At 63.7% G+C, this 25,882-nt stretch carries 37 protein-coding genes and 1 tRNA gene; 9 read left to right on the top strand and 29 right to left on the bottom strand.

Features of this window, described 5'->3' with window-relative positions; all coding sequences use genetic code 11:
- Positions 1–443: 443 nt before the first annotated feature.
- From QQS53_RS03605 to QQS53_RS03525, 17 genes are all read right to left on the bottom strand, one after another.
- Positions 444–965, bottom strand: a complete 522-nt coding sequence (locus tag QQS53_RS03605; RefSeq protein WP_472774565.1) for a hypothetical protein — start codon at positions 963–965, stop codon at positions 444–446.
- Positions 966–1,074: 109 nt separating this feature from the next.
- Positions 1,075–1,242 (bottom strand): hypothetical protein, encoded by a 168-nt coding sequence (locus QQS53_RS03600; protein ID WP_472774564.1) that lies wholly within the window; start codon positions 1,240–1,242, stop codon positions 1,075–1,077.
- On the bottom strand, positions 1,242–1,472 hold the full coding sequence (locus QQS53_RS03595; protein WP_472774563.1) for a hypothetical protein: 231 nt from the start codon (positions 1,470–1,472) through the stop codon (positions 1,242–1,244). The genes QQS53_RS03600 and QQS53_RS03595 overlap by 1 nt, the downstream gene beginning before the upstream one ends.
- A 61-nt stretch (positions 1,473–1,533) precedes the next feature.
- Complete coding sequence (locus tag QQS53_RS03590) at positions 1,534–1,977, bottom strand: single-stranded DNA-binding protein (RefSeq protein WP_472774562.1); 444 nt, start codon at positions 1,975–1,977, stop codon at positions 1,534–1,536.
- Positions 1,978–2,742 carry a recombinase RecT gene (locus tag QQS53_RS03585; protein WP_472774561.1) on the bottom strand — a complete coding sequence of 255 codons (765 nt, stop codon included), beginning with the start codon at positions 2,740–2,742 and terminating at the stop codon, positions 1,978–1,980.
- Between the two features lie 2 nt (positions 2,743–2,744).
- On the bottom strand, positions 2,745–2,930 hold the full coding sequence (locus QQS53_RS03580) for a hypothetical protein (RefSeq protein WP_472774560.1): 186 nt from the start codon (positions 2,928–2,930) through the stop codon (positions 2,745–2,747).
- Complete coding sequence (locus QQS53_RS03575) at positions 2,927–3,880, bottom strand: YqaJ viral recombinase family protein (RefSeq protein WP_472774559.1); 954 nt, start codon at positions 3,878–3,880, stop codon at positions 2,927–2,929. The genes QQS53_RS03580 and QQS53_RS03575 overlap by 4 nt, the downstream gene beginning before the upstream one ends.
- A 56-nt stretch (positions 3,881–3,936) precedes the next feature.
- Positions 3,937–4,119, bottom strand: a complete 183-nt coding sequence (locus tag QQS53_RS03570) for a hypothetical protein (RefSeq protein ID WP_472774558.1) — start codon at positions 4,117–4,119, stop codon at positions 3,937–3,939.
- A 393-nt stretch (positions 4,120–4,512) separates the two neighbouring features.
- A complete protein-coding gene (locus tag QQS53_RS03565) occupies positions 4,513–4,692 on the bottom strand; it encodes a hypothetical protein (RefSeq protein ID WP_472774557.1) in 180 nt (59 codons plus the stop codon).
- 243 nt (positions 4,693–4,935) lie between these two features.
- Complete coding sequence (locus QQS53_RS03560) at positions 4,936–5,124, bottom strand: hypothetical protein (RefSeq protein WP_472774556.1); 189 nt, start codon at positions 5,122–5,124, stop codon at positions 4,936–4,938.
- The gene (locus QQS53_RS03555; RefSeq protein ID WP_448878920.1) at positions 5,102–5,302 is read right to left on the bottom strand and encodes a hypothetical protein; all 201 of its coding nucleotides are present in this window, start codon (positions 5,300–5,302) and stop codon (positions 5,102–5,104) included. Before QQS53_RS03555 ends, QQS53_RS03560 begins: the two co-directional genes overlap by 23 nt.
- Before the next feature lie 76 nt (positions 5,303–5,378).
- Positions 5,379–5,564: a helix-turn-helix domain-containing protein gene (locus QQS53_RS03550; protein ID WP_472774555.1), complete on the bottom strand. Its 186-nt coding sequence runs from the start codon at positions 5,562–5,564 to the stop codon at positions 5,379–5,381.
- 741 nt (positions 5,565–6,305) lie between these two features.
- On the bottom strand, positions 6,306–6,464 hold the full coding sequence (locus QQS53_RS03545) for a hypothetical protein (RefSeq protein ID WP_472774554.1): 159 nt from the start codon (positions 6,462–6,464) through the stop codon (positions 6,306–6,308).
- A gap of 27 nt (positions 6,465–6,491) precedes the next feature.
- Positions 6,492–6,863 carry a hypothetical protein gene (locus QQS53_RS03540; protein ID WP_472774553.1) on the bottom strand — a complete coding sequence of 124 codons (372 nt, stop codon included), beginning with the start codon at positions 6,861–6,863 and terminating at the stop codon, positions 6,492–6,494.
- Positions 6,863–7,705 carry an antA/AntB antirepressor family protein gene (locus QQS53_RS03535; protein ID WP_472774552.1) on the bottom strand — a complete coding sequence of 281 codons (843 nt, stop codon included), beginning with the start codon at positions 7,703–7,705 and terminating at the stop codon, positions 6,863–6,865. The genes QQS53_RS03540 and QQS53_RS03535 overlap by 1 nt, the downstream gene beginning before the upstream one ends.
- Before the next feature lie 205 nt (positions 7,706–7,910).
- Entirely contained in the window at positions 7,911–8,075 is a 165-nt protein-coding gene (locus tag QQS53_RS03530; RefSeq protein WP_472774551.1) for a hypothetical protein, read from the bottom strand.
- A gap of 23 nt (positions 8,076–8,098) precedes the next feature.
- Positions 8,099–8,356 (bottom strand): helix-turn-helix domain-containing protein, encoded by a 258-nt coding sequence (locus QQS53_RS03525; protein WP_472774550.1) that lies wholly within the window; start codon positions 8,354–8,356, stop codon positions 8,099–8,101.
- Here QQS53_RS03525 and QQS53_RS03520 point away from each other — a divergent pair, their 5' ends adjacent.
- The 4 genes from QQS53_RS03520 (at position 8,357) to QQS53_RS03505 (ending at position 11,096) form a co-directional block, all read left to right on the top strand.
- Positions 8,357–8,917, top strand: a complete 561-nt coding sequence (locus QQS53_RS03520) for a helix-turn-helix domain-containing protein (RefSeq protein ID WP_472774549.1) — start codon at positions 8,357–8,359, stop codon at positions 8,915–8,917. It begins immediately after the preceding gene.
- Positions 8,853–9,290, top strand: a complete 438-nt coding sequence (locus QQS53_RS03515; protein ID WP_472774548.1) for an ImmA/IrrE family metallo-endopeptidase — start codon at positions 8,853–8,855, stop codon at positions 9,288–9,290. Before QQS53_RS03520 ends, QQS53_RS03515 begins: the two co-directional genes overlap by 65 nt.
- On the top strand, positions 9,287–9,877 hold the full coding sequence (locus tag QQS53_RS03510) for a hypothetical protein (protein ID WP_472774547.1): 591 nt from the start codon (positions 9,287–9,289) through the stop codon (positions 9,875–9,877). The genes QQS53_RS03515 and QQS53_RS03510 overlap by 4 nt, the downstream gene beginning before the upstream one ends.
- A gap of 100 nt (positions 9,878–9,977) precedes the next feature.
- A complete protein-coding gene (locus QQS53_RS03505; protein WP_472774546.1) occupies positions 9,978–11,096 on the top strand; it encodes a tyrosine-type recombinase/integrase in 1,119 nt (372 codons plus the stop codon).
- A gap of 23 nt (positions 11,097–11,119) precedes the next feature.
- Here QQS53_RS03505 and QQS53_RS03500 read toward each other — a convergent pair.
- A tRNA-Leu gene (locus QQS53_RS03500) sits at positions 11,120–11,205 on the bottom strand.
- A 126-nt stretch (positions 11,206–11,331) separates the two neighbouring features.
- Here QQS53_RS03500 and QQS53_RS03495 point away from each other — a divergent pair.
- Positions 11,332–11,754: a hypothetical protein gene (locus tag QQS53_RS03495; RefSeq protein WP_472774545.1), complete on the top strand. Its 423-nt coding sequence runs from the start codon at positions 11,332–11,334 to the stop codon at positions 11,752–11,754.
- 52 nt (positions 11,755–11,806) lie between these two features.
- The gene (locus tag QQS53_RS03490) at positions 11,807–12,181 is read left to right on the top strand and encodes a DUF3817 domain-containing protein (protein ID WP_070769676.1); all 375 of its coding nucleotides are present in this window, start codon (positions 11,807–11,809) and stop codon (positions 12,179–12,181) included.
- A gap of 9 nt (positions 12,182–12,190) precedes the next feature.
- On the opposite strand, the gene rdgB is transcribed toward QQS53_RS03490, so the two are convergent.
- The 8 genes from rdgB to clpS all read right to left on the bottom strand — a co-directional run bounded on the left by rdgB (position 12,191) and on the right by clpS (position 17,783).
- Positions 12,191–12,796, bottom strand: a complete 606-nt coding sequence (gene rdgB, locus QQS53_RS03485; protein ID WP_472774544.1) for an RdgB/HAM1 family non-canonical purine NTP pyrophosphatase — start codon at positions 12,794–12,796, stop codon at positions 12,191–12,193.
- A complete protein-coding gene (gene rph / locus QQS53_RS03480; protein ID WP_472774543.1) occupies positions 12,796–13,527 on the bottom strand; it encodes a ribonuclease PH in 732 nt (243 codons plus the stop codon). Before rph ends, rdgB begins: the two co-directional genes overlap by 1 nt.
- Before the next feature lie 28 nt (positions 13,528–13,555).
- Positions 13,556–14,326, bottom strand: a complete 771-nt coding sequence (locus QQS53_RS03475) for an MBL fold metallo-hydrolase (RefSeq protein WP_472774542.1) — start codon at positions 14,324–14,326, stop codon at positions 13,556–13,558.
- A gap of 62 nt (positions 14,327–14,388) precedes the next feature.
- Positions 14,389–15,219, bottom strand: a complete 831-nt coding sequence (murI, locus tag QQS53_RS03470; RefSeq protein ID WP_472774541.1) for a glutamate racemase — start codon at positions 15,217–15,219, stop codon at positions 14,389–14,391.
- A gap of 6 nt (positions 15,220–15,225) precedes the next feature.
- Positions 15,226–15,972 carry a rhomboid family intramembrane serine protease gene (locus QQS53_RS03465; RefSeq protein ID WP_472774540.1) on the bottom strand — a complete coding sequence of 249 codons (747 nt, stop codon included), beginning with the start codon at positions 15,970–15,972 and terminating at the stop codon, positions 15,226–15,228.
- Positions 15,973–15,985: 13 nt separating this feature from the next.
- Positions 15,986–16,924 (bottom strand): P1 family peptidase, encoded by a 939-nt coding sequence (locus QQS53_RS03460; RefSeq protein WP_472774539.1) that lies wholly within the window; start codon positions 16,922–16,924, stop codon positions 15,986–15,988.
- Positions 16,924–17,463, bottom strand: a complete 540-nt coding sequence (locus QQS53_RS03455; protein ID WP_472774538.1) for a DUF2017 domain-containing protein — start codon at positions 17,461–17,463, stop codon at positions 16,924–16,926. The genes QQS53_RS03460 and QQS53_RS03455 overlap by 1 nt, the downstream gene beginning before the upstream one ends.
- A 20-nt stretch (positions 17,464–17,483) precedes the next feature.
- Positions 17,484–17,783: an ATP-dependent Clp protease adapter ClpS gene (gene clpS / locus QQS53_RS03450; protein ID WP_070769684.1), complete on the bottom strand. Its 300-nt coding sequence runs from the start codon at positions 17,781–17,783 to the stop codon at positions 17,484–17,486.
- Between the two features lie 201 nt (positions 17,784–17,984).
- On the opposite strand from clpS, the gene QQS53_RS03445 reads away from it, so the two are divergent.
- The 3 genes from QQS53_RS03445 to QQS53_RS03435 are packed head-to-tail and all read left to right on the top strand — an operon-like array spanning position 17,985 to position 21,988.
- A complete protein-coding gene (locus QQS53_RS03445; RefSeq protein ID WP_472774537.1) occupies positions 17,985–18,560 on the top strand; it encodes a CAP domain-containing protein in 576 nt (191 codons plus the stop codon).
- Positions 18,561–18,598: 38 nt separating this feature from the next.
- Positions 18,599–19,939, top strand: coding sequence for a nicotinate phosphoribosyltransferase (locus QQS53_RS03440; RefSeq protein ID WP_472774536.1), 1,341 nt, complete (start codon positions 18,599–18,601; stop codon positions 19,937–19,939).
- A gap of 18 nt (positions 19,940–19,957) precedes the next feature.
- Positions 19,958–21,988, top strand: coding sequence for an ATP-dependent DNA helicase (locus tag QQS53_RS03435; protein ID WP_472774535.1), 2,031 nt, complete (start codon positions 19,958–19,960; stop codon positions 21,986–21,988).
- A gap of 32 nt (positions 21,989–22,020) precedes the next feature.
- On the opposite strand, the gene QQS53_RS03430 is transcribed toward QQS53_RS03435, so the two are convergent.
- The 3 genes from QQS53_RS03430 to ctaD form a co-directional block, all read right to left on the bottom strand.
- Positions 22,021–22,776, bottom strand: coding sequence for a peptidyl-tRNA hydrolase (locus QQS53_RS03430; RefSeq protein ID WP_472774534.1), 756 nt, complete (start codon positions 22,774–22,776; stop codon positions 22,021–22,023).
- A gap of 3 nt (positions 22,777–22,779) precedes the next feature.
- Positions 22,780–23,967, bottom strand: coding sequence for a phosphoserine phosphatase SerB (gene serB / locus QQS53_RS03425; protein WP_472775046.1), 1,188 nt, complete (start codon positions 23,965–23,967; stop codon positions 22,780–22,782).
- A gap of 156 nt (positions 23,968–24,123) precedes the next feature.
- The gene (gene ctaD / locus QQS53_RS03420) at positions 24,124–25,821 is read right to left on the bottom strand and encodes an aa3-type cytochrome oxidase subunit I (RefSeq protein ID WP_472774533.1); all 1,698 of its coding nucleotides are present in this window, start codon (positions 25,819–25,821) and stop codon (positions 24,124–24,126) included.
- Between the last annotated feature and the right edge of the window lie 61 nt (positions 25,822–25,882).

Below are 25,882 nucleotides of genomic sequence, written 5' to 3'. Positions count from 1 at the left end.
CTGATGTCTAGGAGTACGCAGAGTCCCCATTCCCGCCAAATTATTTTGGATTGGGTGATATTAATGGGGCGCGGAGTGTCGCTCATTCCTGCACCTCCGTGAGTGTGTAGCGCCGCCCAGTCGGGGTGAGCTGGTCGACGTTGAAACTGTAGGCCCGATACGGGCCGTACCGTTTACAGAAACATAGGATTTGCGTGTCAGACTCGGGGTGCAGCATGACTACCTTTACACCGTTTTTTAATTGTGCCTCCGCGAGGTAGTGCTTGTCGTCCCATTCGGCCTCAGCCATGGTGGGCTGTGGTCTGGGTGGAAGGGCTGCGAGGACCTGTTTCTTCCATTGCGTGTAAAGCACTGTGTCGCTAGTGAAGTCGGCTGCACTAAACGCTGCGTTCTTTAGGTCCTCTAGCGCGTTGTGAGCGTCGATGATTTCTTGACGGGTTGGGTTAGGCATCGGTGCCCCTCCCCCAGCGCAGGACACGGCGGCGGACGCCGAACATGTCCTTATTGTCGGTCCCCGTCATGCTGTCGGGCCAGAGCCACACGCTTCTGTTTTTTAAACAGGGACTTGAATGAAGAGCGGCGACGATGGTGCCTTCCGGCGCGTTCTCGTAGTCCTGCTCAGTCTCTAAATATTCCGGGTGGTCGTCGTCGAGTACGAGCTTGTACCGCCTCCCGGTGGGGCTCAGGTGACGCGGGGCGATGTGCCCCTTGTCGGTGAGGATGGTGTGGCCATCAAGCCGGTATCCAAGCATGACGACTTTGGTCCTGCCGTGTTCTGCCTCCATCAGGAAGTTCTCATCTTGGTCCCAGCCGAGGTCGTCCATGGTCTTCTTCGGTCGTTCTGGCAGAACAGCTTTAATCGCTTCCAGGTCGTTGTTGTAGGCATCTAGACTGCGGTGCCCATCGTCCATCCGGTCGAGGGCTTCCCACGCGTTAATAAGCTGTTTGCGAGTGTAGCCGGCCATTACAGCACCCCCAGCTGGGCCAGTGCCCACACCAGCATGTAGATGGGGTGGTTCGGGTCGGCTAGGCCACCGTCGGGGGTGAAGGGCCAGGCGGTTAGGAGGTTAAGCATTAGTGGTTCCTTTCGTGGGTTTCGAGGACGTTTTTGACCATGCCGGCGGCGTCGAAGAACGCGTCCCGCTCCTGGGACGGGGCGAGTCCGGCCATCTGCTCCAAGTCGAGTTTGAGCTGGCGGACGTCACTCATCAGGCGGTTGTATTTGGTGGTTGGCGTGGCCATTACAGTGCCGCCCGAGTCGTGAGCTGCTTGCGGACAGATTTACCGAGCTTCGTCCACCTCAGGCCGTGCTCAGCCTTGGCGGAAGCGACGATGCAGGAGTGCTGCTGCAACCATTCAATGATGCTGGGGTCAATGTCCGGGACCGGTTTGATGATGTCGTTTTTCACGCCGCGGGGCATGATGCGAATGGTCTCGGCGGATTTAGATTTGCCGTAGGAGGAGGTGCACATGGTGTTTCCTTGGGGTGAAGCGGGTTAGAAAAAGGGCCCCGATACGCTCGGGGCGGGGCGGCTAAAAGGGCGGATTTTGCTGGGTGTTCCAGGCGTGCCCGGTGTTGTTCTGTGGCTGCCAGTTGCTGGTCTGCTGTTGGGGTTGCTGGGCCTGCTGGCCTGCCTTCCGCACCTCTGTGACCTGAGTGAACAGTGCCGGGGCGATGGTGTCGACCATCATGGTCATGACTGTTTGCTCGCCCTGGTCAGAGGCCCAGGTTTCGGGTTTGAGCTGGCCAGACACAGTAACCATGCAGCCTTTGTGGAGCGACTGGGCGGCGTGTTCTGCCTGCTTTCCAAAGACCCTCGCGGATACCCATACGGTCGGGCCAGGAGACCATTGGCCGTTGGCGTCACGCGTATTTTCAGACCACGCCACCGACAGGGTGAGCATGGGTTTACCATCGCGGGTCGCCTTCAACTCCGGGTCTTTGCCCAAATTCCCGGTGAGTACGGTGTAAGCCATTTAGAGTTCCTCCGCTTTCGCGTTGGCGGCGTCCACGAGCTCGGCCCACTCATCAGGCTGCGCCTGAGCCTGTAATTCGCCCATGAGGTTGTCGAGCTGCTCGCGGGAGGTCACGGCCTGCACCCGCTGCACATTCGACGGGGCCGGCGCGCCCTGCTCTTCCTGGGCTTCCTGCTCCTTCTTCGCGGCCAGGGCCGCCCGCACCTGCGACACACCACGCGCATCATCCCGGGTAGCCGTCATCTGGATGGATTGGGCTTCGTCCGGGGTGTAGACCACCCCACCCATGACTTCATTGCAGGCTTCGCGTACGCCTTCAGACACGGCGCGGTTTTTGAGCATGAGCTCTGGATTCTTCTTCCAGTGGCCCTTGCCCCACAGCCCGTGGTCTTCGGCCTTTGCCTTCGTCCAGGTGGTTACGTGCTCATAGTCTGGATCGTCCTTGCGGATGATGACGCACGTGGCGGTCATAGTCTTCGGGTCGAACGACTCGCGGAGGATGTGGCCGGCTGCACGGACTCGGGAGCGCATGTACTTCGCGCTGAAAGTGGGCACATTGCCGACGAAGTACAGCTCGGTCATCGTGACCCATGTGGATTCGCCCATGCTGCGGGCGATTTCTTGAGCAACGAGGACGTTGGCTGGGTTGCCCTTGAACTTGTCGGGGATCATATTGGCCTGGGCAAGCGTTTCAGCGTGTCGCATTTGAGCGGACAGATGCTTATCAAAGTCACTATTGCCATAGTGCTGAATATCGGTAGTCATGTTTATTCTCCTTCTTGTAGGTTGAGGATGGTTGCCAGGGTGAGGATGGCGGCGGTGTGGGGGTCTTGGTTGTGGAAGCGGTGGAAGGTCTCGTTGACTTCTGCGACTGCTTCATCCCACATGGCGAGGTAGTCGGCGTGGTCTGCGCGGGCTTGCTGCAGGGCGTGGTCGTTTGGGGTGGGGGTCATTGGTACCTCACTGTGTTGGGGCCGGTGGCGGCGTGGTAGAGGTCGGGGTATTTGGACTTGAGCTTCCTGTTATCAAGTTTGGGTGTCATGACCTCCGGGTGTTTGAGCAGGTGGGCGTATTCTTCGGGGACGTGGCGTTGGGAGAAACGGCCCGGGATTTGGGTGGCGATGACCTGCCCGTCCGGGCCGATGAGCCGCTTATGCGCGCCGAGGATCTGGGTTAGCTCGGCCTTGGACTGGTCGTGGTCATCCTTGGCCTCAGCCAGCGCGTCTTTGGTCTGCTGGTACCGGTCGAGCACATCCTGCGGGATGGTGACATCGTCATCATCAATGGGGGTCTGTTGTGCTTTGAGCGCGTCCAGGAGTGCAGGGTCTGGTGCGGGCGGCTCCTCCTCCCCCAGAGTGCGGTAGAAGGCCAAGGCGGCGTCCACCATGCCCTCAAACAACTCCTTATCCGCCGGGGCGTCATAAGTGCGCGGATATTGGGGCCGGTCAGCACCAATAAGCGCAATGACTGTCCCGGCCTGGATGCCGCTCACACCAGCTTGGAAGATGGTTTGCGCCGCCACGTCACCAGGTAGTTCCGCTTCCCTGCTGCCCCATTTTTTCTCCGAGGCGCTGGTCTTAATCTCCAAACGGTGATACCGACTGCCGGATCGGGCGCGCCGGTCGAGCGTGACCTGGTTCGGGAACGGCAGATTGTCGTCCGCGTAGGCGATCTCTGTTGTTCCGCCACGCTTCTGATTGAGCGTCCACCCGTCGTGCTGGGCCTGCCACCACCGGGCCAGCGACTCCTCCGCAGCATGACCCCAGGCCCACGCCTGGCGCATCTCCTCACTCGGCTCCTCCGGGGTAGCCAGCCCGCTCATCTCCATCCACAGGTCCCCCTGCGTCCGGTACGGGTCAATACCCAGAATGGCGGGAATTTTCGAGGCGGTAATCAGCTTCATGTGCTCTGGGCTACCGGGCGTGGCGGCCCGCCCCTGCCCCAATACATGACCGGTCATTAGCCCTCCCTTTCGGCACGGGTATGTTCAACCATCACCCTGCTGACTAGCTCGAAAGCTTCCTCGCGTGTAAAGCCAGATTCCATGTAGGCAGACATAATCTGCGCCAGTTTATGGGCCGCACCACGGATGTCGGCTTTTGGCTCCGGCAAATGGCCGGGACTTGGCAAATTATTAAACATTGTTTTCCTCCCTTATTTGCCTACGGCAAGTTCATAAATCTGGTCTGGGTCTGGCTCACACTCGCACGGGTAGGACTCGCACACGTCGCAGTCATAAACCCCGGCGTCCTTTTCGGCACGGGTTACACGGTCGTCAATCATGCTGCGGCCTGCTTTCCCCAGCCGAGAATTGCGGCTGCTCTTCGGGCGTGGAAGTCGCAGAGACCTAGGTCTCGGTGCTCGACAGTCACCTGAGGGCGGACACACTGCGAAAACACGCACATTTTCTTCTTGGACAGCAATTCCGCTTGGCGAACGGCCTCAGCATGAGACGAACACGTGCGCTTCCACATCCCGCGTACCGCCATCCACACGCCATCCCTGCGAACAACACGAGCCTTCGGCTTCACCTCGTCAGCGTCCATTGGTTTTCCACTCCTTCAGGACGCGTTCGCCGTGGTCGGTCAGGTGGGCGGGAATTTTCCGCCCGTGCTGGTAGGTGAACGTAATCAAAATTCGGTCGGCGAGGTCTTCGACTCGCTGCTGGTTGGTGACAGTCTCGCCCTGGGCGATAGCATCCAGATGCTTCAGCATCGTCGGTGACATGCTGCGCACAACCTCACGGGGAGGAATTTCAGTCGGGTGCGGGTGTTTCACAGTTGGGTCCTTTCTTTGTCGATTTGTACGTCGATTTCGTGGCATAGGTCCCGGAGTTCTGGGAACATGTCGCCGTATTCGCGCATCCAATCAAGGGCTTCGTTTTCTAGCCGGGCGAGCGCGATTTTCTTGCGCTCGCGTCCAAGCCACGGGGCTGACTCATAACCAAAAAATGGCATGTCACATCGCCTCCAGCCAGATTGGCGGGGCGGAGATGATGGCGGTGAACACCGCGCCGGCCAGGGTGCCGAAGATGAACATGAGCCAGGCGAAGCGCATTCGCTTGGCGAGCTGGTCTTCTAGGCGTTCGATTCGCCGGTCAGGGTTCACCCGGCGCGGCCGGGTATTACTTGTGGTCGGGGTGGGCATAACGGATCCTCTCCTCGTATTTCTTGGCCAAGCCGGCCAGGTAGTGGGCGTGCGCGGCGCCGTCATGCAGGCGCTTACGGATTTCTTCAGTGGTATTCGCGGCGTGATATAGGGCCGTGTACTGGCCCTCAATGTCACGCAGCAGCTGGGGCAGCTTGTCTGGGGTAATACGTTTCATCGCCACACCATCACAAACTTGCGGCGGTGCCGGCCACGGTAAAACAGACTCTGGAGACTTCGGAGAATTCGCTTCATTAGGCAGCGTTCCCTTCTAGCCAGGCGTCCACGTCCTCCGGGCGGATACGCCAATGAGCACGGAACCCAGGGCCCGACTTCGTGCCCTTGAGAACGCCCCGATTCAAGGCCTCGTAAATGAACCACGGCGAGTATTGAGTCATGTCGGAGACCTGTTTCACCGTCAAATAACGTGTAATATTCATGTGGGATACCTTCCTGATAGGGGCCTCCGCGTGATTATTCGGACTACGTCACACGGAGGCCTTTTCATGTGTTGGGTGGGGTGCAGGTGGCCAGTGCCGGCGTGCCGGGTAACCCCTTGGTGGGCGAATGCTGGACAACCCACAAACACCCCCAGTGCCCTTGTCAGAAATCGAATCTGAACAGCTAGTGTTGTAATACGCCCCGATCCGCTAGTTGGGATACGGAAAACAGCTGCCCACACCAGTGGGCAAGGGCTGGAATTTGTTTACGCGCCAGGTGTTGCCTCTCCACGCTCGCTAATCGTGGAGGTTCCAACGGCCCTACTACGGCAGACCTTGAGCAGGCCGGCCACCAAGTAGGTAAGTATGAGCCTTGGCGCAGTTTCACTATTGAGTTCTCGATACAACGTTTTTCGCCCTACCTAAACCCCTTGGGGTTTATGTCACTGTGGCGAAACTTTGGGACACACCGGTCCCCGCGCCCGGGGCTGGAATCGAACCAACCCTTCGCTCCAACGGGCTAAAATTTCTTTCCGCGCAACCAGCGCAAGAAAGGAGGTGAACACAATGGATTCCGATTTCCAGAAGATTCACCAGGAACTAACGAGACAGGGGTTAATAGACACCGCCCGTTTTTTCGAGAAGATGCAGGAGAACGGAGAGTTTTCATACCTCGTCAATTTGGAAATGCAGACTCTGTGGACTCTTGCCTCCCTCGAAACTCGATTGAAAAACCTGGAGCTAGTCGCGGGAATTGAGAATGTCGCCGCTCGACAACTCCCAGACGAGGAAGCTTTCGAGGCGCTCCGTGCGACGTTCAAGAGCTGACAACCGTTCCGTCAACTGTTCATAGGTTTCCCCTGGTGTGCCAGCACCGGGGGAATTCTCACCATTATTCATGACGATCCTCCTTTCGCATCTAGGGTTTTATGAGGCCAGTTCGAAGCCTGCGTCCCGGACAATCCGCAGCGCTTCTGCCACGTTTGCCTTCTCGGGAACTCGTTCCTGCCTGTCCTTCGGCCACTGGACCGGGGCGCTGCGCTGAACAATCGCGATGTATCCCATCGAATTCAGCAGGTCTACACGCCGCTTCGCCGAAGAACGAGACCTAAACCACTTATCCGTATTCGGCTCGAAAAACTTGTTGGACTTAAACCGTTCGATATACTCCGGCCCCGCTTGCCATCCCACCGGGCAACCCCACTCAACGGTCTCCTCGCCAGTACGTTCATCGAACGCGGTGTACGCCTCAAACTCTGGGTAGTCGATGATGTGGGCGCGGTACATGTAGTCACTCATTAGGCGATCTCCTTCGGGTTCAGTTCCTGGCCGTACTCTGCGGCGGCCTTGATAATCCATTTCCAGGCCACGTCCTGGCCCTTAGGGCTGATTAACGGGCGGTCGTAGGCGTGCCCGTTTTCAGCGACCCCCTTTTCGTTCTTGCCCCAACCGGCACGTACAGCGTCCCGCTTAACCTGGCCACTGTCGGCGCGCCCCGGGGCGATATACATTCCCTTCCGGGTCAGCAGTTGGATAACATTGGCCTGCTTAATATCAAGCCCTTGCAAATCTCCCCACTGCTGCACTTCGCGGGCAAAATTCTGCTTACCTTTCCATTCCTTAACACCGGAATGAGCCTGCGCCTTTGCAACGGCGGGGGCCTGCGCCTCGATAGCACGCGCCCGCTTCTCAGCAAGCTCACGCTGCTCACGCTCCTGCTCCTCGGCGAGCTCCTTCGCCTCCACCGTGCTGGCCAGCTCGCGAAGCGCGGAAGCATAATCCTGAGGAAGCGCGGGGGTGGCCTGGTACCCCTTCACCCGGCGTTCGCACTCGATGAAGTACTGGCGTGCCTGCTTGCCACGTTCGGTGCGCTGGATCATGGAGATTTCCTTCGCCATATCCAGAGAAATGATGTGATTCTTGACTTCGCGGCGGCGACCCAGCTTGTCGTGTTCGATTCCATTTTGGGAATCGAAGTCTTGACCTGCTACGAATCCGTACTCAGTCATGCGGTCGAACCACGTTGTGTAATTTGACTCCACTTCGAGGAAGCTGTGGAGGTCTCGGCCCATGACCGCTTGAGTTTCCCCATTGCTGGTCAATGGGATAAGCTGATTGTCAGCTCCGTCATGTGCACTCATGTCGGGGCTCCTTTCGTTTTAAACTTCACTTGGGGATACCTCCCCGGAAAGTGAGGTGAATTCAGTTGGCTAAATCCTCAGGGAAAAGCTCCGGTAAGAACCATCGCAGTGCCATTACTGGCCGGTTTGTGAAGGCTTCTACCGCTGCTCGACACCCAAAGACCACGGTTTCCGAGTCCCGGTCTAAGAAGTCGAAGTAGGTGAGCTAGTCGCCTTGGTTCGTTGCTCCTTGAGCCAAGGCGACCCTGACCAGCTCCGCGATGACTTCCGGCAGAATTTCGTATTCGATGTGGATACCCTCTGGGGCACCGTCAACATCGATATTGACGCCTGTGGATGTGCCTTCAATGTTGAGCTTGTGCAGCTTCATTGGGGCCTCCTTTCTTTGTGGGGTTAGGCGGCTTCTGTGCGCTCGGGGATGAGCAGCATGGTTCCGTAGGGGCGGCCGGTGAGGAATTGCAGTTTCACCAGGTCGGGGGCCGTCGGGGTACTGTTTCCCTTTCGCCATTGGCGGATAGTGTGACCGGAGCGGCCTAGCTTGGCGCCAAGCTTTTCATCTGACTTGAATCCGAGCTGCTCGCGTGCCTGGTCGAGGACTGTGGGATCTAGGCGGGTTTTCATGTTCACCTCCTGCGCTTCATAATGACTCACATGCACCATTATGACGCACGCGCTTCATTTGCGCAAGCCCAACGCCGAAATTTCCCATTTTCCCACATAAAAGGGCGTTCCATATTGACGCACGCGCGAACATTGACTAAAATTAAAGCCATGACATCACCACACATTGAATGGCTACATCGCGTCACCCAAGGCGACTCGAATCGAGCCATAGCCCACCGCTCAGGAATCTCCGACGCGACTCTCTCTCGCCAAATCCGAGCAGGCGAGCTTGCCCCCGAGAACCTCATTAAAATCGCTGAGGCCTATAACGAGTCCCCCGTCTACGCGCTAGTAGACCTGGGCTTCATTTCGGCCCGCTGGGTCAACGAACCGGGCGTCATAACGGCACTGTCTCGCGCCTCCGACGAGCAGCTAACGGATGAACTCCTTCGACGCCTCAAGCTCATCGAGGATATTCCGGTCGACCAGCTGGCCGAACAGCGTGCTGATATGCCACTTCAGGCCGTCGCCGACTCATCCCCTGATGAGGATGCGCTCCGGGAGGAAAAGGAAGGGGGTGATTGGACTGACCCAGATAACATCCCCTAGCCTGCAGCGCCTAGCAGACGATCTGGGCGTGCGGCTGGTTCGGCACGATGGCGGTCCCAAGGGCTGGTACGACCACGCCACGCGGACTATATCCACACGCCGCGGAATGAGCATCACCCAGTACCGCTGCACTCTTGCCCACGAGCTCGGCCACGCCACACATGGCGACCGCCCAACAGGCAACGGACACTATGACCAGCGCCAGGAGCGTCGCGCTGACCAGTACGCCGCACATCTACTCATAGACCGCCCATACTTCGAATCATCCTACCGATGGCACGATGGTCATCTGCCAGCCATCGCAGACGAGCTCGAAGTCACCCAGTACCTCCTAGCCGTATGGCTAGAATCCTCGGAAAGGAATCAATCATGAAGAAAATTGCCCCTATCGCCCTTACCCTCCCCCTAGCGTTAATGCTGACAGCGTGTGGCGACGACAACGGTGATACCAACACCGAACAGGCCACCCAGCAGGAGCAGACCACCACCCAGCCGACCGATGAAGGCACCTCCGACGAGAATCCCGCTGCGACGGAGCTTGGACAGACCGTGAACCTCTCCCAGCTTCCCGGCAACGAAACCAATTTCACACTGACCGACATGAGCGTAGGCGAAGAATGCCGGTACGGCACCAACGACTATGGCGGGGAGGAGGATCCAGAATTTGGGAAGGTTCCCGAAGGCAAGCAGCTTCTTCAGCTGTGGGCAGATGTAGACGTGGTGCATGTGGAAACCAGCGTCGGCAACGACTGGATCATGGTGGAAGATCCGATCGTTCAGGACGCGGATGGGTACACCCAGACCCCGGATATGGACGTGGACTGCCGTGGTGCCGATGATGGCCATGAGCTGTGGTCTAGCACGATTGACAGTGGCCAGAAAATGCGTATTTACGGGTCTTTTATCATCCCGGAGGGCGCGACAAAGATTGGTATTAACGGGTTCGTTTACGAACTTTAAAGCAAAACACCCCTGGCACTTTCGTGCGCCAGGGGTGTTCCTCTCGAAATGTGTCGGGGGCTGTCTTACGGGCCGCCCGGCTAGGAAGTGATTTTAGCATATGGCTTCTATCAAAAAATACGAGACTGCTAAAGGCCATGCGTGGCGGGTGCAGTACCGCTCCCCGGATGGCAGGTCGAGGACTAAGCAGGGCTTTCGTACGAAGACTGAGGCCCAGGCGTGGGCGGATAAAAACGCGACGGATGTGCGTGATGGTACGTGGTGTGACCCGACTTTGGCGCGGCGTACCGTGGCCGATTACGCTCCCTTGTTTTTCAAGACGAAGGCACATTTAGCGCCGGGGTCACTACGCCCTATGCGGTCGTCCTGGGAGAACTGGGTAAAGCCAGTGTGGGGTAATCGTAGTGTGGGTTCAATTCGTAAGCCCGAGGTGCAAGCGTGGCTGTCAGAGCATCATGAGAAGCCGGTGTCTGTGCGCCGCGCTCATGGCGTGCTGGCCGGAATTCTGGACATCGCTGTCGATGATGGTGCGGTGCCTTTGAATCGTGCCCGCGGGGTGACGTTGCCGAAGAAGCCTATCCCGAAGAAGATTTATTTGACCGAGCAGCAGCTGGTCGGCCTGGCGCGTGAGTGCGGCCCCAACGGGGGTATCGTGCTCACTCTTGGCATGACTGGCCTGCGGTGGGGCGAGCTGGCCGGCCTACAAGTTGGGGATATTCCCGATATTGGACACCGCGTGAAAGTAGCCCGCGCTGTCACGTGGGAGGGCAGGCAATTGCATGTTGGGGCACCGAAGAATGGTGAGTCCCGTGTTATCGCGGTGCCTGAGACTGTGATGGGGTTTTTGCGGTCGCAGGCCCAGGGGCGTGCCCCGGGAGAGTGGTTGTTCGGCGGCGAGTCGCCGTTGAAGCCGCTGGGTCATCATTCGTGGTTTGCGTTTGCGGTGCGGCGGTGTGTGGAGGCGGGGGTTATCCCTGAGCGGATTACACCGCATGGGCTGCGCCATGTGGCGGCTGGCCTGATGATTGGCTCCGGGGCGACGGTGAAAGTCGTGCAGCGTTATCTTGGTCACAAGAACGCCGCGGAGACTCTTCAAACGTACGCGGACTTGTGGGAGAACGACGTGGACTCGATTGGTGCTGTGATGGATAGTCGTTTTTCTGATGTCGTGGATTTGTCGTGCGATGGGTCTGTGGGGGAATTAAAAAAGACCTCTTGAGCTGGTCAAGAGGCCTTTTTGTGTGGTGCGCCCGGTGAGACTTGAACTCACACGTCCTTCGGACACTAGAACCTAAATCTAGCGCGTCTGCCAATTCCGCCACGGGCGCTTAACGCGATTGATACTACCGGATTGATTCCTGCGAGTTCTAATCGGGGCGGTGGGCGTTTTTGCTCACTAATGTTTGCTCACTAATGACTTTGGCGCGCCGCCGCCAGTGGGTAGGCTAGGACACGTGAGCACGCAAGAAACCGGCAAGCGCCAGAGGATCCGAGTGCGGTGGTGGCATATTGTCCTCATCGCCGTGCTCGTGGTCGCCTTTTTCGCGCTCGCCTACTGGCAGTGGACCCGCTTCCAGTCCGGTTCCGGCACCTTCCAGAACCTGGGCTACGCCCTCCAGTGGCCGCTGTTCGCGGCCTTTGTCATCTACGCCTACCGGACCGCGCTGCGCAGCGAGAACGAGCGCATCGCCGCCGAAAACGAGGCGGAGGACCTCGACGGGTTCGCCTACGAGGCCCCGGAGGTCACCAAGACCAAGCCGACCACCATCGACAAGGACTTCCTGCCCAGCCGGCCCCAGCTAGGCGTCGAGGAGTTCAACGAGCTCAACCGCCCCCGCCGCGGGCACCACGAGGTCAACCCCGACCTCGACCGCTAGGGCCTGACCCGTGCGATTTTTATTTCCGAAAAAGCTAAGCTAGATAACTGCTATGACTTCTGAGAACACTTCTGCTTCCACCGCGCCGAAGCGCATCCACCCGGCCCGCCAGGCCCGCGTGCGCACCGCGCTGACCCTGTTCACCGTCGCCGCGACGGTCACCGGTATCTTCCTGCTGGTGCTGACCACGCGCATGGTGCTGGAATACATCGTCGGCATGGACATGCCCGAGTGGGCCACCCACATCGCCCAGATCCACGGCGCCTTCTACGTCTTGTACCTGCTGTCCATCCTGAACCTGGCGCCGAAGGCCCTGTGGCCGCCGATGAAGTGGTTCACCACGGCCCTGGCCGGCACCATCCCGTTCTTCTCTTTTTACATGGAGGTCAAGCGCCGCCGCGAGGTGCAGCGCGACTTCCAGCTCTAGCCTGGTGCGCTAGTTTTTCTGCAACGCCGCTACCACGGGAACCAGCTGCCGCAGCGCCTGGCCCCGGTGGGAGACGGCGTTTTTCTCTTCCGGGGTCATCTCCGCGGCGGAACGCTCCTCGCCCTCCGGCTGGAAAAGCGGATCGTAGCCGAAGCCGCCCTCCCCGCGCGGGGCAGTCAGCACGCGCCCGGGCCAGCGGCCTTCCACCACGTGTTCCTGCCCGGCCGGGGTGACCAGCGCGCACACGGAGACGAACGCCGCGCTGCGGCGCTCCTCCGGTACGTGGGCCAGCTGCCCCAGCAGGAGTTCGTTGTTGGCGGCGTCGTCGCCGTGGCGGCCGGACCAGCGCGCCGACAGCACGCCGGGCATGCCGTTGATCTCGTCGACGGCCAGGCCGGAATCATCCGCCACGCACGGCAGGCCGGTGGCTTTCGCGCCCGCGCGGGCCTTGATCAGCGCGTTGTCGGCGCAGGTGCGCCCGTCCTCGACCGGCTCTGGGTAGGGCTCGGCTTCACTGAGCGGGACCAGCTCCACGCCCTCGATGCCGGCCTCGGCCAGGATGGTGTGCAACTCCTTGAGCTTCTTGGGGTTGTTCGAGGCGACCAGCAGCTGCATTAGTCCCACCCCAGGGCGGCGCGCTGCGCGGCGATGAGCTCGGAGCAGCCCTTCTGGGCCACGTCCAGCATCTGGTTGAGCTCGTCGCGGCCAAACAGCCCGTGCTCACCGGTGCCCTGGATTTCCACGAAGTCGCCGCTTTCCTGCATGACCACGTTGAGATCCACCTCGGCGCGGGAGTCTTCCTCGTACGGCAGGTCGAGGCAGATCTGGCCGTCGATGATGCCCACGGAAACCGCCGCGATGGGGTCGAGCAGCGGCTCGCCCGGCACGGCGCCGCGCTCCTTCAGGGCGGCCACGGCATCGGCCAGCGCGACGTAGGCGCCGGTGATCGAGGCGGTGCGGGTGCCGCCGTCGGCCTGCAGGACGTCGCAGTCGAGCTGGATGGTGTTCTCCCCCAGCTCGCGCAGATCCACCGCGGCGCGCAGCGAGCGGCCCACCAGGCGCGAGATTTCGTGCGTGCGGCCCTTGACCTTGCCCTTCATGGACTCGCGCGGCATGCGCTCGTGGGTGGCGGATGGCAGCATGGCGTACTCGGCCGTCAGCCAGCCCTCGCCGGAATCCCGCTTGAAGCGGGGCACGCCGGTTTCCACCGAGGCGGTGCACATCACGCGGGTGTTACCAAACTCGACCAGCACCGAGCCCGCCGGGTTGGTGGTGAAATTGCGGGTAATTCGCACGGTGCGCAGCTCGTCGAGGCCACGGCCGTCTGCTCGTTGAAAATCAGTCATGCTCCCCAGGCTACCCGCAGCAACCGGGCTAGAGTTCGATGACCATCCCGGGCTTGCCGAGGACCAATTCGCCGTCGAATTCGGCGCGGGCGGCGGCCACCGTCTCCGCGGCATCACCCCACGGCTGCAGGTGCACCAGCACGAGGGTGCTCACGCCCGCCAGCTGCGCCAGGCGGCCGGCCTCCGCGCCGGACATGTGCATCTTTTCCGCCTTGCCCTCGGAGCTAGCTCCCCAGGCGGCCTCTGCCAGCAGGACGTCCGCGTCCTGCGCCAGCGGCACCAGCTTGGTATCAAAGGCGGTGTCCGCGGTATACGCGATGATCGTGCCGGTCTCAGTGTGCCGCAGGCGTAGGCCGTAGGTCTCGACCGGGTGGATGGTGCGGTACGGGGTGATGGCGACGTCGTCGACGCGCTGCTCCACCCCGTCCTCCCAGGGGCTGAACGCAAAGGTATCCGACATATCGTCCACGCCGTCCGGCTGGCCGTCGGAGGACAGGCGCCCCAGGTGCAGCGGCGCGTAGCTGGGGCCGAAGCAGAAGTTGCGGCCCTGGGCCGGCGCGTAGGGGTGAAAGCGGCGCCAGACCATCAGGGAGGGAAAATCCATGCAGTGGTCGGCGTGGAGGTGGGTCAGCGCCACGTGGGCGTCACAGGGATCCTGGACGTCCTGCAAAGCGGCCAGCGTACCGGGGCCCAAGTCCATGAGGATGGACGGCGCATCCGGGAAAGACACGAGGTAGCCGGAGGCCGGATTCCCGGAAGTGGGCACGCTTCCGGAGCATCCCAAGATGGTCAACTTCATGCATTCATGGTGTCACGAATGGGCCCACAGTGGGGCGATTTGTGGCCATTTCGGGGAGAAAATCAACCCGAGTGGGAAATGTGGTTGAATTCACCGACCCCCGGCCCCAGGAAGCGGGAGGCGAGGTTTTCAAAGATCTCCATGTCGCCGGTGGACTCGAACACGCGCGTGGCCGGGTTGTCCACGGGCGCGAGCAGGTCGCGCTCGGTAAGCACCTTGAGGACGTCCTTGGCGGTCTCCTCCGCGGAGCTGACCAGCGTGACCTCGTCGCCCACGGCCAGCTGGATAACCCCCGAAAGGTGCGGGTAGTGCGTGCAGCCGAGCACCAAGGTGTCGACGCCGGCGGCCTGCATGGGTTCCAGGTAACCCTCGGCAATGCCTAGGATCTGGCGGCCCGAGGTAATCCCGCGCTCCACAAAAGGCACGAAGTCGGGGCAAGCGACGGCGGTGGCCTGCACGTCCGGGTGCACGGCGAAAAGGTCCTGGTAGACGCCGGACTTGATGGTGCCCTCGGTGCCGATGACGCCGATCTTGTGGTTGCGGGTGGTGGCGATGGCGCGGCGCACGGCCGGGCGGATGACCTCGACGACCGGCACGTCGTAGCGCTCGCGGGCGTCGTGTAGGAAGGCGGCCGTGGCGGTATTGCAGGCCACCACGATCATCTTGCAGCCGCGGGCGACCAGCTCGTCGGCGATGTCGATGGACAGCGCGCGGACCTCCGCGATGGGGCGCGGGCCGTAGGGGCCGTGCAGCGTGTCGCCGATGTAGAGCAGCGACTCGTGCGGCAGCTGATCGATGATGGTGCGCGCGACCGTCAGGCCGCCCACCCCGGAATCGAAAATCCCGATGGGGGCGGTCGGTCCGGGCTGCGGTTTATCAGCTAGTTCAGTCACGCCGAACTATTTTACGCTGCGGCGCATAATCTGCTTCGACGTGTCGTCGGAGGTGATAGTCATCCCGGCCACGATGCCGCCGATGGCCCCGAACAGGTGGCCCTGCCAGGACACGCCCTCGTAGATGGGCAACACGCCCCAGACCAGCCCGGAGTAGGCAACGCCCAGGACCACGCCGAGGACGATCTGGATGAGCGAGCGATTGAAGATACCGCGGACCAGCAGGTAGGCCAGCCAGCCGTAGACCAGGCTGGAGGCGCCGATGTGGTTGGTGCCGGGCCCGCCCAGCAGCCACGTGCCGAGCCCGCCGATGAGCACCACCAGCAGGGTGACCTCCCACCAGGCCTTCCGCCCGGAAAGGCCGATGAGGAAGCAGAACACGGCCCCGGGCAGCGAGTTGCCGATGAGGTGCTCCCAGTCGGCGTGCAACAGCGGGGCGGTGACAATGCCCCAGATGCCGTTGAAGTCCAGCGGGTGGATGCCGTAGTAGCTCAATTGCCCGCCGAAGATGACGTAGTTGATGATGTGGATGCCCCAGAGCACCACCAGGTAGCCGATAGCGAAGACCAGGCCGGTGCGCAGGCGCCCGGCGCGCGTGTAATTCACCGAGTCGCCCCGGTTGGTCTGGCGCTTGCGCGTGCCAGCGCCGCCGGCCGGCTGGAGGGGCCCGCCCGTGGGCCCGAAATTCGCCGGGCCGGTCTGCCCCCGGCTACGGTCCGGCCGGGACGAATACGGTCCAGTGGAATATGTCATAGTGCACTTCAGCTTAGCGCAGCAGGGAAGAATACGCGGGGTAGCCGAAGCCGTCGCTGGCCGCGCAGACGGCAGAGACGATGGCGGCTTCGACGGCATCGGCAGCCAGCGCCGTCAGCCGGGCCAGGACCCCGTCTCCCACCGGCGCGGATGCGGCCGCGGCCTGCCCCGCCCCCGCGGTGGAGACGCCGAACAAGGTGTCCCCGTCCAGCGGCGAGTGGGCCGGGCGCACCGCGCGGGCGATGCCGTCGTGGCCGGCCAGGGCCAGCCGCTTGGCCTGCGCCTTGAAAAGCGGCGCGTTAGTGTAGACCACCCCGATGGTGGTGTTCAGGCCGGCGGCCGGGTCGGGCAATTTGGCGAAGGCCGCGCTGTCGATGCCGGGGGTGCCCGCCGCGCGGAACAGGCGCCCGGTGGCCGCGTCGACTACCTGGCCGACCGGGTTGGCCGCCACGATGGCGCCGACGTGATAGCCGGTATCCGCCGACTCCAGCTGCGCCCGGCCCAACCCGCCGCGCAGCTTGCCGGCGGTGGCGCCGCAGCCGGCCCCGACGCTGCCCTGGGCCGGATCGTCGCCGGCCAGGGCGGCGCGGATGGCCGCGGCCCCGTCGTCGGCGGTGGGCATCGTCGGGCCCACTGCCAGGTCGAAGATGACGGCCGCCGGCACGATGGGCACGCGCGGGCCGGGCTTGTCCTCGCCGAAGACGGCGAATCCCAGCCCCTCCTGCGCCAGCTGCCGCATGGCCCCGTCCGCGGCCGCCAGGCCGAAGGCGGAACCGCCCGCCAGGATGATGGCGTGGACCCGCTGGACGGTGTTGTGCGGGGCCAAAAGGTCGGTCTCCCGCGTGCCCGGGCCGCCGCCGCGCACGTCGACGCCGGCCACTGCCCCGGCGGGCCCGAAATAGACCGCGGTGACCCCGGTATCCCCGCGACTGACGTGGCCGACGCTGAGCATTAGGACATCAGCGCCCGCAGCAGCGAGTCCTGGTTGAAGGCCAGCCACTCCACAAGCGCGTCGCGGTCCGTGACCGCGGCATCCGGGCCGCTGAAATCCCCCGCGGCCACGAACAGGCGCAAGTCGTTGAGCCCGGCGACGAACTGGTGGGCCTCTTCCTCCGTGATGCTCAGCTCCACGGAGCCGGTCGGCCCCAGCGCGGAGTTGATGGCCTGCAGGTTAGCCAGCTTCGCGCGGGCGATGTCGTTTTCGTGCAGGCTGCGCATCAGGGAGGCGTCGCCGTCGAATTCCTCATCGCCGTCGGCCATGAAATCCGGGAACAGGCGCGCCAGGGACGGATCCTCCGGGGCTTCCTTGTGGCCGGAGGGCATGTCCATCATCTCCGCCAGCTCGTCCTTCGGCGCGGACTGCGCGCGCTGGATGATGGCCTCGGCCACCGTCGAGGTCAGGTTGCCTAGGACCTCGCGCTCCATCGGGTCGAGTACGGCGTGAAAGCGCACGGGGCGCATGAGCGATTTCTTCTTCTTCCACTCTTGCATGGGGTTTTCTTCTCCGCCTCCTAGCCGGCTTGCTGCATGGTGGCCCACAGGCCCGCGATCTGCAGCTTCTTGACGTCGGCCTCGATCTTGTCGCGCTCACCGGAGGAGACGGCCGCCTTGCCCTCCGTGTGCACCTGCATCATCAACTCGTTGGCCCGCTTCTTGTCGTAGCCCAGCACGGTCTGGAAGACGTAGGAGACGTAGCTCATCAGGTTGACCGGGTCGTCCCAGACAATGCACATCCAGGGCAAGTTTTCGCTGGTGGCCACGTCCACCTGAAGGTCCTCGTCCAGTTCCGGGGTAGCCATGGGCGAGCCCATGTAAATGGGGGAAATTCTGGCAGTCATACCTTATAGCCTAACCAATTTCACTAGTGCGCAAGTTGCCTGGCAGGTAACCTGTGCCTCAGCTAGCCCTGTAGCCTAATCCATCCATGGTTCATCCATTCCGTGGTTCATCCATACTGAAACAGTTCAGCTTTAGTGCTTGCCAGCCCCAGCCTGACGGGCGGAAAGGACAGCATGTCACAGCCTCCCCTGCTCACGCGGTTAATCAACGACGTGCGCGCCGGCCGCTTCCCGGCCGACTTGCCCGGCGTGGCCCGCGCGGTCATCACCTTCGTCACCCTCGCCGCAACAGTCGGCGTGGCCATCGCCTCCTTGGTCTCCAGCCCCGGCGGGACGGGCTCGTCGGAGTCTCCCGGCAACGGGTCGTCCACCATGGAACCGGAGCCGGCCTCCCCGGAAGAGCAGGTCCGGCTGACCCAGCTGGAGCAGGAGGTGGGCACCGCGTTGAACCAGTGGCGCTTGGACAACGGGCTGCCGCCGGGGCTGCCGTGGCCCGACCGCCAGGGCGCGGCGCGCGAGCGGGCCCGCCAGAACGCGGCGGCCGGGAAGGAATCCCCTTCGCCGGAGAACATCTCGCAGCTGCAGGTCAACCTGCCGGCTGAAGGCGCCACCGGCTACGCGGTCGTGGAGAAGCTGCGCGCCTCCCGCCCGCACCTCGAGGTGGTCTTAAACCCGGCCAATACCTTCCAGGCGGTCGCCGCCGAAATCGGCCACGGCCGCGTCTGGGTGGTCATCCAATTTGAACAATAAACACCCCCGTCACGCGGCTGTGACGTACACTTCACGATGTGAACGATAGCTCGAATATCACCGCCTCCACTGCCTTACTCACCGACATGTACGAGCTGACCATGCTCCAGGCAGCCCTGCGAGACGGCAGTGCCCACCGCCAAGTCACCTGCGAAGTTTTCTCCCGGCGCCTGCCGAACGAGCGCCGCTACGGCGTCGTCGCCGGCACGCCGCGCGTCATCGCGGCCATCCAGAACTTCCGCTTCACCGAGCAGCAGCTGGCCCACCTCGACTTCCTCGACGATGAGACCAAGGACTACCTGCGCACCTACCGCTTCAGCGGCCAGGTGGACGGCTACCGCGAGGGCGAGCTCTACTTCCCGAATTCGCCGCTGCTGACCGTGCGCGGCACCTTCGCCGAGTGCATCGTGCTGGAGACCGTCATCCTGTCCATCATGAACGCCGACTCCGCCGTCGCCTCCGCGGCCGCCCGCATGGTCACCGCCGCGGACGGGCGCCCCATCCTGGAGATGGGCGCGCGCCGCACGCACGAATACGGCGCGGTCACCGCCGCCCGCGCGGCCTACCTGGCCGGCTTCGTCGCCACCTCCAACCTGGAGGCCGGCTTCCGCTACGACATCCCGGTCTCCGGCACGGCCGCGCACGCGTGGACGCTGGCACACGTCAACGAGGACGGCAGCGCCAACGAGAAGGCCGCCTTCGCCACCCAGATCGACGTCCTGGGCGCGGGCACGACGCTGCTGGTTGATACCTACGACATCACCCAGGGCGTTATCAACGCCGTGGAGGTCGCCGGCAAGGAACTCGGCGGCGTGCGCATCGACTCCGGCGACTTGGGCGCGGTCACCCGCCGGGTCCGCAAGCAGCTCGATGACCTGGGCAATAACAAGACCAAGATCGTGGTCTCTTCCGACCTGGACGAGTTCGCCATCGCCGGCCTACGCGGCGATCCGGTGGACGTCTACGGCGTGGGCACCTCCGTGGTCACTGGCTCGGGCGCCCCGACGGCCGGGCTGGTCTACAAGGTCGTGGAGGTCGACGGCCACCCGGTGGCCAAGCGCTCTTCCTCCAAGGAATCCATCGGCGGCGCCAAGCAGGCGCTGCGCACCTACCGCTCCACCGGCGTGGCGGTCGAGGAGGTCGTCTTCCCCTACACGGACACCACCGCCCCGGACGTCGGCGGGCTGGAGACCCAGCAGCTGACCATCCCGCTGATGCGCGACGGCCGGGCCGTCGACGACATCCCGGACCTGGACGCCTCCCGCGCCCACCTGGCCGCGGCCATCGGCACGCTGCCCTGGGAGGGCCTGGCCCTGTCCCGCGGCGAGCCGGCCGTGCCCACCCGGGCGGTCGGGTTGCTGCCGCCGCACCAGTCCTAGGCCGGTAGACTAACCGGGGTGACAAACGCCCCGCACGACCCAGCAGACCCCGCCGACCCCGACAGCGAGTCTTATCGCGAGCCGCTCAACCACTCCACCGAGGAGCTGCTGTCCTCGGCTGTCGAGGCCCTGGGCGGCACCCGGCGCGACGGCCAGATCCGCATGGCGGGTGCGGTGACCAAGGCCCTCGATAGCCAGCGGCACCTGGCCGTGCAGGCCGGCACCGGCACGGGTAAGTCCCTGGCGTACCTGGTCCCGGCCATCCGCCACGCGCACAACACCGGCTCGACCGTGGTGGTCTCCACCGCGACGCTGGCCCTGCAGCGCCAGCTGGTCCAGCGCGACCTGCCCCGCCTGGTCGACGCGCTCGAGCCCATCATGCAGCGCAAGCCCACCTTCGCCATCATGAAGGGCCGCTCGAATTACCTGTGCCTGAACAAGGTGGCGCGGGCCGAGTCCCTGGCCGAGGCGGAGTCCGGCCTCTTCGAGGAAACCGAGGCCACGGGCCTGGGAGCCCAGGTCGCTCGCCTCTACGACTGGGCGGATGAGACCGACACCGGCGACCGCGAAGACCTAGACCGCGGGGTCAGCGACCTCGCGTGGCGCCAGGTCTCGGTCACGGCTAACGAGTGCCTGGGCGCTACCCGCTGCCCGCACGGGGCCGACTGCTTCGCGGAGGCGGCCCGGCAGGCGGCGGCCCAGGTGGACGTGGTGGTCACGAACCACGCGCTGCTGGCTATCGATGCCGTCTCCCAGGCCACCATCCTGCCCGAGCATTCGGCGGTCATCATCGACGAGGCCCACGAGCTGGACGGCCGCATCACCTCGGTGTCCACGGCCGAGCTGACCGCCCGCGGCCTCAAGATGGCGGCCAACCGCGTCAAGGCGCTGGGCGCCAACGGGAAGGAAACCCGCCTTACCGAACAGGCCGACGAGTTCAATATCCTGCTGGACGAGTACTCCCCGGGCCGCTGGGTGGACCTGCCGGATGACGCCAAGTCCCAGCTGTCTTCCTTGGCGGAGACGGTCGAGGACATCAAGTCCACCATCAGCCGCGCCCCCGACAACGAGCAGGCGCAGGACCCGGAGAAATACGCCGAGCGCCAGAACCTGACCAACCACCTGGGCTCTATCGTGGAGACCGTCGCGCGGCTGCTCGACGTCTTCGCGACCGGGGATCCGGCCGCGCACGAGGACGTCGTCTGGCTGGATCGCGACAGCCGCAACGGGGCGAACACCCTGGCGGTGGCGCCGCTGTCTATCTCGGAGATGCTCCACGACAACCTCTTCGCCGAACAGACCGTCGTACTGACCTCGGCGACGCTGGCGCTGGGCGGGCGCTTCGACGCGATGGCCGCCCAGTGGGGCCTGCCGCAGGGCACCTGGGACTCGCTGGACGTCGGCACGCCCTTCGACCCGGCCAAGTCCGGGATCTTGTACACCGCCGCGGGCCTGCCCCAGCCGGGCCGCGACGGCCTGGCCCCGGCCACGCTCGACGAGCTGGGCCAGCTTATCACCGCCGCCGGCGGGCGCACCCTGGGGCTGTTTTCTTCCCGCCGGGCCGCCCAGCAGGCCGCCGAGGAGCTGCGCCCGAAGCTGCCCTTCGAGGTTTTCCTCCAGGGCGAGGATTCCATCGGCGCGCTGGTAGATAAGTTCAGCAAGCAGGAAAACTCCTGCCTGTTCGGCACGCTGACCCTCTGGCAGGGCGTGGACGTGCCCGGGCCGGCGTGTTCGCTGGTGGTCATTGACCGCATCCCCTTCCCGCGGCCCGATAACCCCCTGATGCAGGCCCGCACGGAGGCCGCCAAGGCGGCCGGCCGCAACGGCTTCATGGAGGTCTCGGCCACCCACGCCGCCCTCCTCATGGCGCAGGGCGCCGGCCGCCTGCTGCGCGCAACTAACGACCGGGGCGTCGTCGCGGTGCTCGACCCCCGCCTGGAGACCAAGCGCTACGGCGGCTTCCTACGCGCCTCCATGCCGCCCTTCTGGTCCACCACGCGCCTAGACACCGTGCTAGGCGCCCTCCAGCGGCTCGTAGACAGCCGCTAGCGGCCGGCCCGGCCAACCATAGCTACCCGGGGCTACTGGGCGCCTAGCGGGCGCCACAGCGCGCAGACCGTGGCCGAATCCGGCGCGATCTCGGTGAACCCGGCGTCGACGACGACCACCGCCCCGGGTTCTTTTGCCGCGCGCTCGAAGGTGGCGTGGTCGACCTCGCGCACGTTCAAGGCGAAGCCGGCCTGCTTCCACTCCCACGCCGCCTGGGTATCCAGGCTCGCGGCCAGCAACATGGAGCCGTGGCCCACCTGGGCGGCGGCCTTGCCGGCGCTCATGCCGAGGGAGGCGTCCACGTAGATAACCGGGGCATCGCCTAACGGCTCCCCCGGATGGTCGGCTGGCAGGTCCGTGTGGCCAATCTGCAGCTTGCCGATGAGCGGATCCACCTCGTTGACCGCCGAGGGCACAAACGCGCGCGCCACGTCGACCGTCACGCCGGGCAGGGCCTGCACGTCGTTCCAGGCCTTGTTGCGGCTGCGGCGGGCGACCTTGCGGATGCGGTGGCCGTACCAGCGCCCCAGGGCCGCCGCGAAGGCGGTATCGCCGCCGGCCCGCTCGTCCAGGCAGACGGACACGACCGCCCGCGCGGCCGCCTCCAGCACGCGGTGGCGGGCCGGGGTGTCCTGCTTGGGCAGGTTCAGCGCGATCTGCATGGCCTGGACCGTCTCCGGCTGGTCGGGGTCTTCCCTATCGCGGTGCCAGTCCCGCGAACTACAGGAATCCTTGAGCCGCTGGTGCGCGGTGCTAAAGGAGGCATCGATAGCCTGCTCGGCGCCCATGCCCTAGTCCTCCACGATCTCGGCGGACGGAATGCCCAGCAGCTGCAGGACCTCGTCCAGGTACGGGTGGTTGACCTGGGCGTCGGCCACCTCCTTGAGCGCCGGCTTGGCGTTAAAGGCAATGCCCAGGCCCGCCGCGCTCAGCATGTCGATGTCGTTGGCCCCGTCGCCGACCGCGACGGTCTGCGACATGGGCACGCTACAGTCCGCGGCGAATTCGCGCAGGTATTCCGCCTTCGCGGCGCGGTCGACGATCTTCCCGGTCACCTCGCCGGTGAGCTTCCCGTCGCGGACTTCCAGAGTGTTGGCCCGTACGTAGTCCAGATCCAGCTCCCGGGCGAGCGGCTCGAGGACCTTGGTAAACCCACCGGAGACCACCGCGACCCTAAAGCCCAGGCGCTTCAGCGTGGCCACCGTGGTGCGCGCGCCCGGAGTGAGCTCGATGTCTTCGGCGACCTCGGCCAGCACGGACTCGGCCAACCCGCCCAGGGCCTTGACGCGCTCCCGCAGGGACTCGGCGAAGTCGAGTTCGCCGCGCATGGCCCGCTCCGTGACCGCGGCGACCTCCGCCTCGCGGCCGGCGCGGGCGGCCAGCATCTCGATCACCTCGCCCGTAATCAGCGTCGAGTCGCAGTCGAAGCAGACTAGGCGCTTGGCGCGGCGGTGCAGGCCCGCCTCCTCGATGGCCAGGTCGACGCCCAGGCGCCCGGCCAGCTCGGCAAGCCGGGCCCGCAGCGTGCCCGCGTCGCCGCCCACGGTCACGGCCAGCTCCAGGCCGGTCAGGGGCTGCTGGGACAGGCCGCGGATGCGGTCGATGTTGGTGTCGAAGTTGGCTAGCTCCTGCGCCAGCGCAGCCATCTGTTCGGCGGTCACCGTCGCCCCCATGATGACCACGACGTGGGTCGAGCGCGGCCGCGGAGTACGCCCCGTGCCCACCTCGACGCTAACGGTGTGCTGGTAGATGCTCAGCGTGTTGCGCAGTCCCGCCTCGGCCTTCTCCACCAGCTGCGGGTCCAGGCGCCCGTAGGCGGCCAGCGTGATGCGGCCGGAGAAGATGGCCTGCTCCACGTCCACCAGCTCCACCCCGACGGCGGCCAGCACGCGGAAGAAGGCCGCCGAAACCCCGGGCTTGTCCGGCCCCGAGGTCGTAATCACTACGTCCTTTAATGCTTGATTATCCACAGCTTTTATCCTGCCACAGCAGGCAGCGGCCGCGGTCACAGCCCCTGAGCTGGCCGCCGCGACGTGGCTATGGATCGCCAAAAGCCACCTTCTGCGGCCCCGGTAAGAACCGGACCTAGAAGGTGGCTTGGTTGGCAGGAGGGTTCAGCGCCTCGTTGACACTACTTAGTGTCCGGCGCCGATGTGCGCCTCGGAGCGCATGCGCTCAACCATGTGCGGGTAGTGCAGCTCGAACGCCGGGCGCTCGGAGCGGATACGCGGCAGCGAGTTGAAGTTGTGGCGCGGCGGCGGGCAGCTGGTGGCCCACTCGAGGGAGTTGCCGTAGCCCCACGGATCGTCGACGGTGACGATCTCGCCGTAGCGCCAGGACTTGAACACGTTCCAAATCAGCGGGATGACGGAAGCACCCAACACGAAGGAGAAGATGGTCGAGATCTGGTTGTAGATGGTGAAGCCATCGGACTCCAGGTAGTCGGCGTAACGACGCGGCATACCCATGTTGCCGACCCAGTGCTGGACCAGGAAGGTGCCGTGGAAGCCGATGAAGGTCAGCCAGAAGTGAATCTTGCCCAGACGCTCATCCAGCATGCGGCCCGTCATCTTCGGGAACCAGAAGTACAGACCCGCGAAGGCGGAGAAGACCACGGTACCGAACAGGGTGTAGTGGAAGTGAGCAATCAGGAAGTAGGACTCAGCCAGGTGGAAGTCCAGTGCCGGGGAGGCCAGCATAACGCCGGTCATACCGCCGAAGAGGAAGGTGGCCATGAAGCCCATGGCGAAGATCATCGGGGTATCCCAGGTGATGTGGCCCTTCCACAGGGTGCCGACCCAGTTGAAGAACTTCATACCGGTCGGAACCGCAATCAGGAACGTCATGAACGAGAAGAACGGCAGCAGGACCGCGCCGGTGACGAACATGTGGTGAGCCCAGACGGCCATCGACAGCGCACCGATGGACAGGGTAGCGAAAATCAGGCCGACGTAGCCGAAGACCGGCTTGCGAGCGAAGACCGGCACGACCTCGGAGACCATGCCGAAGAACGGCAGGGCCAGAACGTAGACCTCCGGGTGTCCGAAGAACCAGAACAGGTGCTGCCACAGGATGCCGCCGCCGTTAGCGGAGTCGAAGATGTGGCCGCCCAGCTTGCGGTCGTAGAGAACGCCCAGTGCCGCAGCCAGCAGCAGCGGGAAGATCATCAGGGCCAGCACGGAAGCGGTGAAGATGGTCCAGGTGAACACCGGCATGCGGAACATGGTCATGCCCGGCGCACGCAGGGTCAGCACGGTGGTGACCATGTTGATGGCGGAAGCAACGGTACCGACACCGGTAGCGCCGACGCCGACGATCCACATGTCAGCGCCGATGCCCGGGGTGTGGACGGAGTCCGCCAGCGGCAGGTACATGGTCCAGCCGAAGTCGGCAGCGCCGCCCGGGGTCAAAAAGCCTGCCAGCATCACGACACCACCGATGGTGGTGATCCAGAAGCCGAAGGCGTTCAGACGCGGGAAGGCCACATCCGGCGCACCAATCTGCAGGGGCAGGATGTAGTTAGCAAAGCCCCAGACAACCGGGGTTGCGAACAGCAGCAGCATCACAGTGCCGTGCATGGTGAACAGCTGGTTGAACTGCTCGTTGGACAGGAACTGCAGACCCGGCGTGAACAGCTCAGCGCGGATCAGCAGTGCCATTAGGCCACCAAGGAAGAAGAAGCTGAACGACATGATCAGGTACATGATGCCCAGCTGCTTGTGGTCAGTGGTGGTCAACATCATCCAGGCCTTGGAGCCGGTCTTAGCGTGCCCCGTCGGCTCTGGACGTGAAGGCTGGACGTAGTCGTCCAACCGTGGCGCCACAGCGGTCATTTATATCCTCCTGACTAGCAAGCGCTTGCCAGCTTTATGCCATACAAGCGCTTAAAAGTTT

The sequence above is a fragment of the Corynebacterium sp. 2571A genome (genome assembly GCF_055700935.1).
Note: the sequence above shows the minus strand (reverse complement) of the source record. Positions and strands in the feature narration are given on the sequence as shown.